Annotated in this window: 8 protein-coding genes; all 8 read right to left on the bottom strand. The window is 38.0% G+C overall.

Annotated elements, in window-relative coordinates:
- Positions 1-582, bottom strand: a 582-nt coding sequence (locus AC1DND_RS14810) for a glycosyltransferase family 2 protein (RefSeq protein ID WP_477582701.1), incomplete at its 3' end; no start/stop codon positions are given.
- Positions 583-1,551 carry a hypothetical protein gene (locus AC1DND_RS14805; RefSeq protein WP_477582699.1) on the bottom strand — a complete coding sequence of 323 codons (969 nt, stop codon included), beginning with the start codon at positions 1,549-1,551 and terminating at the stop codon, positions 583-585. It lies immediately after the preceding gene.
- Positions 1,551-2,417, bottom strand: a complete 867-nt coding sequence (locus tag AC1DND_RS14800; protein ID WP_477582697.1) for a putative sugar O-methyltransferase — start codon at positions 2,415-2,417, stop codon at positions 1,551-1,553. Before AC1DND_RS14800 ends, AC1DND_RS14805 begins: the two co-directional genes overlap by 1 nt.
- Entirely contained in the window at positions 2,417-3,259 is an 843-nt protein-coding gene (locus AC1DND_RS14795; protein WP_477582696.1) for a glycosyltransferase, read from the bottom strand. The genes AC1DND_RS14800 and AC1DND_RS14795 overlap by 1 nt, the downstream gene beginning before the upstream one ends.
- Positions 3,256-4,068 (bottom strand): FkbM family methyltransferase, encoded by an 813-nt coding sequence (locus tag AC1DND_RS14790; RefSeq protein ID WP_477582694.1) that lies wholly within the window; start codon positions 4,066-4,068, stop codon positions 3,256-3,258. Before AC1DND_RS14790 ends, AC1DND_RS14795 begins: the two co-directional genes overlap by 4 nt.
- Positions 4,068-5,048 carry a glycosyltransferase family 2 protein gene (locus AC1DND_RS14785; protein ID WP_477582692.1) on the bottom strand — a complete coding sequence of 327 codons (981 nt, stop codon included), beginning with the start codon at positions 5,046-5,048 and terminating at the stop codon, positions 4,068-4,070. The genes AC1DND_RS14790 and AC1DND_RS14785 overlap by 1 nt, the downstream gene beginning before the upstream one ends.
- Positions 5,041-6,180 (bottom strand): glycosyltransferase, encoded by a 1,140-nt coding sequence (locus AC1DND_RS14780; RefSeq protein ID WP_477582690.1) that lies wholly within the window; start codon positions 6,178-6,180, stop codon positions 5,041-5,043. The genes AC1DND_RS14785 and AC1DND_RS14780 overlap by 8 nt, the downstream gene beginning before the upstream one ends.
- A partial coding sequence (locus AC1DND_RS14775) for a glycosyltransferase family 4 protein (protein ID WP_477582688.1) occupies positions 6,177-6,953 on the bottom strand: 777 nt, incomplete at its 5' end. The genes AC1DND_RS14775 and AC1DND_RS14780, both read right to left, overlap by 4 nt.

Genomic DNA, 6,953 nt, shown 5'->3' with positions numbered 1-6,953 from the left:
ATGTAAAAGTGCATATTCTTGATGGATAGAGACTTTTGGATTTTTCAGTGCTGTTTCAAGTACAAATAAACGATCATCGCGAAAAGCAAAATCTGGGCGATGCGGAATATCCTTAATGAAATCTTTTCTAAACAGATAAGATGAATAATGTGACGAATCGCATTCTCCCAACTGTTGTGCGATAAAATCATCGCAGTCTATCCACTGCTGACTTCTCAGCACATCATTGTTTTCATCAATTACCCGATAACCGCTCACCACCACATCAGCTCCCGTTTCTTCTGCCAAGATGAATTGTTCATCATTGGCCTTTGGAGAAAGTAGATCATCAGAATCCAAAAAGCGAATATATTTCCCTTTTGCCAATTCAAAACATCGATTTACTGCCCAGCATTTGCCCCAATTTTCTTGTTTAATCGCTTTGATATCGGGTTGTGCCGCTAACCATTCCCAAGTGCCATCGGTACTGCCATCATCGATTACAATGATTTCAGTTGAACAGGAATTATTTTTGCAACTTGCTATGGCTTGAGGTAAGCTCCACAAACGATTATAGGTTGGAATGATGATGCTGATATCCATTTATACTGTACGTTCAGATTGCTCGATTTTTCTAATCCCAAACAATTTTCTGTAAATCGGGCGGAGTGTATTTTTCGCAGCAATCTTCATTCTTGCTGGCCATTCGATGCCAAATTTCGCTTGTAATTCCGTTAGCCAATTTAACTTTTGGTTTAAGAAATGTTTTAAGCGGAAAACCTCTCTTTGATAGGGGTAATGTTTGGTGTAGTAGCCTAGGAAATGAAAAATGAGGKGTTCAACTTTTTCAAATGGATACCAATCCTGATGTAAGGGATGAGGTTTTGGCGGATTGATCAACCATCTTTCACCACTCACCGCATCAATTTGATAGCCACCGGGACAAGCTTGCGGATCACTCATTACAGTTCCATCGTCGAATAAAGGTTGCATTTGATGAAGCTCCATCGCCAAGGCCATGATCACCTCATCATTTGGCCGGTTTCTCAATCTTTTGAAGCCAATTTCATCGTATCGCGTTTCCAGCTCTCTTGCTGTTTCATAAATGGCTTTTGCTGTTGCGCTATTTTCTAGGTAATAAATGCCGCCGTTAAATTTGGACATCTGAACAAGATTGAACTGTTGAAGAACCGATTTAACATCTCCAAACCATTCCCCATCGCTGATATATCCACCAAGTACGCTGACCGTTTTTCCTAGAAACTGCTCAAAAATGGGCTCAATGTTTCCGAAAATCAAACAATCGCTGTCGATAAAAAGCGTTTGTCCGGCAGGTGCAATTTGATCAAGATGAAGTTTTGGGGAGAAACCAAGTCCGAAAGCCCCTTCTTCGATGATGATTGTTTTTGCCCAAGCGTTTATATCGTCCGGAATAAATGCAGGCTGATCGGTAACAATGATGAAAGCAATCGATTCAGGATCATTCCATCTCTTAAACGACCTTGCTAAATGAACAGCTAAGTCGACATATAATTTTTTCCCCGTTGCTAAGGTGATGACTTGCCTTTGCATCACCTATTTTTAATTCGTTGAAAGACTTTTAATCCGAAATGGTAAAGTTTTGGAGAAAGTTTATGGATAAATCTTCTTTTATAAGGGAGTGCATTCAGCGATAATCGCGTATTCCAAGCCAGGATGAAAATATTCCCATTGGCATTTTCAATTGGAAGTATACCCATTTTCTTTAAACCGAGGGCTTCCATTTTATTGAAAATGATAACAGGATGATAAGATTCAATCCTGAAATTATAGATCATGAAACCGCTCTTGGCATGTCCAATTACTTTTTCTAAGTACTGATCTTGAATGGATGGTGTACACTCCGTAAAAGCGCAGTTGCTCAGGCAGATATCATAGATTCGATTTTCCGCTTCATCCAAATTCCCAAAAATTACTTTATCCAAATATTGATTTCCAAACTTTCCAAGATATTTCGCGGTGAGTAAGTTCACTTCCGGCAGGTCGTACATGGTGTAGGAAGAGATGTTAAAACCGTCCATCACCAATTTGGCCAAACCACCATATCCACCGCCAATTTCTACCAGATGTAAACCGTCTAGGTTTCCAAAGCTGCTTTCTAGATAAGCCAACTGGCGGATGTAATGCAGAGTAGAAGGAGCAATATCCCCAATTTCTTCATAATGGTGGATATCGGCGCCACCAAAATCATCATTTGTTTTGAATACATTGATTTGCGTTAATAATGATGGCGCATGTTTTTTGAGTTGATTGAGATAGGTTAGACCATCCTCATAAGAGAAATGTTCCAGGATTTCCTGATAAACTTCATTTTGCCTGAATGTGTTGAACACAGTGTCATCGGTAGCTGCTATGCTACAGAAATTGTTATAGCGTTGATTATCAGAAGCTGATTTCATCAATCTTTGTTTTTGAGTGTTGATTGGGCTGAAGCTACAACTCTAAAGCAGAATTCGTAAATCTTATTGTTGTAGAGTTGAACAACGAATAGTTTAAAGAAAGTACCTATCAACTTAAAAACCATGGTCACGCGTCGCCAAAAAGGAGGAACGGGAATAATCATCAAATGTTCTTGCGTCTTAGCTCCTTCTAAGGAGTTGGTCATGTGCCATTTTCTTGGCGTTGTTTCCAGATAACCTTCATGTGAAATGGAGAATTGATCTACTGGGTCTAAAACCACAGTTTTAATATTTTCATCGGAAAATTTTTTAGTGAGGAAATTCTCAAAACCATCCTGACCTAATTGTCCACCCTTTGGCGCTAATTCCAATGCGAAAAATCCATCTTGCAACTGTTTAGTATTACAAAGGCATGGATTAGCGGAAAACCCATAGATAGAATTAAAAAAATTCCCCATCAATGGATTAATCTTCTCCTCTTGGGTTAATGGTCCGGTTTTGCTGAGCACAATCTCTGCCCAATCTTGATGGTTTTCAAGCTGTTCGGCAAGCGTTTCTAGGGCTACCGAAGAATGAAAAGTCCAATCATCCTCCAACCAAAAAAAGTAAGGGGTATTGATTGTTTTCAGCGTAGTAGAGATGCTATTTACATATCCGCTTCTTTGAGGATGCTGAAGAATAACGTCAGGTTTGATCTCGTTGATCAGCTGAGGATTAACTTGTCCATCTATAGCAAGGATAACCTTCGTCCAGTTATAGCTAAAATGTTTGCGAAATGAGTTGATGGTTTGACTTAACAGATGCTCACGTCCTTCGCAAGTAAAAATGACAAGTGAAATCATATATCGACAGCAGCTTTGCTTATTTCGCTATTTTTTATAGCCAATATATTTTGATACCTGAAAATTTCATGTTTAGAATTATACTCACCCATTGGCAGTAATCTATTGTTGGGCATGATCCGATGGAGCTTATAATTCGGCAAAATTTTGTAGAAATCAATCATGAAGCTTTTTGAGGTGATGTTAAATTCGTTGAATTCAAACTGGATAATTGAAATGGCCTGCTTGTTGAGCATTTTTTTCGCCCCTTTTAGTACGCTTAATTCGTGACCTTCAACATCAATTTTCAAGAAATCAATTTGGTTAATGTGATTGGTTTCACAATACTCATCCAAGGTAACAAAATTGCATTCAGTTCCTGCGGATGTGTTCCCTACAAAAGTGAAAATATCATTAATGGAAGCAGGATAGGCAGTAGCCATGCTTGCATCATCATCTTTACTGGCAATGTAAAGGTTCGCTCGTTCCGCCTTATCGCTCAAACCAAAATGATTACAGATGAAATAATCCGTTTTGGAGCGTTCTTCCAAGGTTTTAAAAGTCTTAGCAATAGGCTCGAAGCAATGAATGGTTGATTGCTTGTAATTTTTCCGAAGGAAAGAAGCATATTCACCGATGTTTGCCCCCACATCAAAAATTACTTTGGGCTCATCTTGGAGTAAGTCGGGAACAATTGTAGTGACAATATATGCTTCTCCAGAAAAGTAAGTGTTATGACCAACTCCCAACTGAATATGAGCATGAGCCAAGAGGTCTACCTTTAGGAGTTTCAATATTTTGATGAAAAAGCGTTCAATTAATCTTCTCATTATTTAAATCTAAAATAATCAACTTTCATCACAGTTTTCCATCCAAATAGCCGACTTATCACTTTTTTGACAGGACTTTTGAAAGGCTCAATCTTTAATTTAGGGTACAACTCCTTAGCTTTTTGGGCAGCCATTGCTGATAAATCTTTATATTTTGGATAGAAGATAAAAGCATCGCCCCATAGCTGATTGCTCATGGCTATTTTTGCCTCAAGTTTAGGTGTTGCGGCTAACAGATATTCAGTTTTGAGCAAGGTAGATTGGAGCGTGTTTTTACAGGCAATATAGCTTCTTACCGCACTTAGACTATTTTGTTGCCTGAATTTTCGATAGTAATTGATTCCTTTTTTTGCAAATATCACTTCATCTGAGGCCAAGATCACCCTGCAAAAATATTCACTATCTTCATCCGGACAAGGAGAAATAGAGTAATTCCATGGACCAGCTTTTTTAATGATATCGATGGGCGTTAAAAATGCATTAGGTTGAATCATTCCGCCATAAATTGGTCCGATATAGCCTCCTCCATAAAGTTTAATTAGAAAATCAATCGAACTATTTTGTTCATTTGCGTACCAATCCTCCATCACCGGATAGCTTTGATGATCTGTTTGGTCAAAGAAATGGACTGTTGAACATAATGAGATTGCCTTTGGATGCTGTTTTAAAATCTCAACTTGACTAGCAATTTTATCTTCGCTCAAGAGATCATCCGCATCTAAATACTGGATAAATTCCCCAGTTGCCGCTTCCAGCCCAGTTTGTTTAGCAGCGCTTGCTCCAGCATTTTCTTTCGTGATGACCCTGATTTTTGAGTTTTGAATATCCTCAATTACTTTCAAGGTCTGATCTGTAGAGCCATCGTTAACTACAATAATTTCCAGATTCTGATGAGTTTGATCCAATACAGATTGAATGGTCGCTTCGATAAATCGCTCTGCGTTATATGTAGGAATAATAACTGAAACTAAATCATTCATTTAAAATCAGGGATAACCGTTGGTGGATAATGGTAGGATTGAAATCAGTTTCTGCCAATCGAATAGCTTGAAGGCGGCATTCTTCCCAAAAATCTTTGGTTTGTAAACGTTTGATCATAGCGGAAATATGAATCACCGAATCGTTATTCACGTAGCATAACCACTTATGTTCTTTCGCCCAAAGGCCAATAGCACTCTTCTCAGGTGCAATGATCAGAATTGGCATTCCTAAATGACAAAATTCAGCGAATTTGCTCGGAAAACTGTGTGTTGCCCTAATTTCCTCAGCTAAGTTAAAAGAGTAAAATATGAGCAATACATCCATCTTTTCTAGTAACATGGTGAAAAGGTCATGAAGTTTTTCCAATGGCCTCCTTATTTTTATTCCTTCACAATCTCGAAATCGATCAGCTATGGCGAGGTCTGAATTCGTAACCAAAGTTAATTGCCCATTCATCGATTGTGCTGCCTTAAATATTTTCTTGATCAGTTGGTCATGAAATGGAAGTATCGTTCCAGCATAGCAAAGCTGAAGTCCCTTAAAATTTACTTTAGCCAAATCTTTCTTTCTGGAGCTGCCTTCTGGAATAGGATAGATTACAATAGCGTTTTTCCCACCATTTTGCTTCAGCAATTCTTGCATAGGTTTTGAAACAACAAAGAAATGTTTACAGTGACGAATGATGTTTTTGAGGTTGCCCAAGCTGAATAGATGGCCTTCAAAATATTTGCTGAAAATATTGTCATCGTGGAAAAAAAGATAGTAAGGCAACTTTGTTTGTGAAGCTATGATTTGTGCTAAAAGACTGCCCGTGTCTTCTAAAATCCCCAGAATTTTATCTCCCTTTTGAAAAATTAATCTGTTTTTCAAAAAACGGTAGTGAAGCCAAAATCGGAATGTTGAAAGCAATGGAGTATATTTTCGCAAGGGCGGATGCCACCATCTCTTTGGGATATTGATTTGGGTAAATTCAGTCCTTACTCCATGATTTGGACTACAATTCAAAAAGACGATATGATGCCCTTCTTGTTGGAATCTCTTCAAATGCCTGTAGATCACTACACTGCCACCACCTCCATCTTTCAATGGAATAATGGTACTTGAAAAATAAATTGTTGTGGGGGTGGTCAAAAATTAAGAATTGTATCTATTTTTTTTACAGAATTGTGCCAAGAAAATTGCTCGTGGGCATAAATCAGTACATTTTGATACATTTTTTGCTGTAATTCATCATCCGCTAGAATAGCTGCTAAGACTTCTGTAATATTGTCTTGATTAAAACTGACCCCATTCTTTCCATGATCGGTCAACGTGCTGAAAGCTTTAATTTTATTATGTAATACTAAAACATTTCCATAACAAGCTGCCTCTACTGCTGCCAATGGAAAACCTTCCCACAATGAACTTAAGCAGAATAATTTTGAGCGATTGTAAATGGCATACAATTGGGCAGGATCGGAGATATTTCCAGTAAATATGACCTGATCTTTTAAATGAGGATAATTTTCGAAATATTTATTGATATAACCTTTAAATTCAGGTTCGATTGGCCCGACGAAATAGAATTTCCAATTTGGGACAGACAATTTTGGAATCGCTTCTAACAATAGCTCATTGTTTTTTTGTGGATTACCAATTCTTCCAACAGAAAGTAAAATATTCTCTTTTTCCGCAAAACTTTTCACCCCTTTGGTTAGGGCAAAAAGACGATCCAAATCGGCACCATTAGGTATCATTGCCATCTTCTTTTCAGGCACTCGATATCTATCTTTAAAATAGCGGTAACCATCTATAGATTCTGCAGAAATTAATTTTACCATCCTAAAGAATAACGGTAATAGCACTTGCTGATAGCCCCAGCTTTTTACTTTTCCTAATATTCCAGCTGAGTTGAATATGCTGGC

The sequence above is a fragment of the Pedobacter sp. 01N416 genome (assembly GCF_056399685.1).
The sequence above is the reverse complement of the archived record's forward strand: the minus strand, read 5'-3'. Positions and strand labels throughout refer to the sequence as shown.

Bases quoted from the DNA above. Each gene is read 5' to 3' on its own strand.
- AC1DND_RS14800 (WP_477582697.1), bottom strand. From the start codon at position 2,417: ATGAAATCAGCTTCTGATAATCAACGCTATAACAATTTCTGTAGCATA.
- AC1DND_RS14790 (WP_477582694.1), bottom strand. From the start codon at position 4,068: ATGAGAAGATTAATTGAACGCTTTTTCATCAAAATATTGAAACTCCTA.
- AC1DND_RS14795 (WP_477582696.1), bottom strand. From the start codon at position 3,259: ATGATTTCACTTGTCATTTTTACTTGCGAAGGACGTGAGCATCTGTTA.
- AC1DND_RS14785 (WP_477582692.1), bottom strand. From the start codon at position 5,048: ATGAATGATTTAGTTTCAGTTATTATTCCTACATATAACGCAGAGCGA.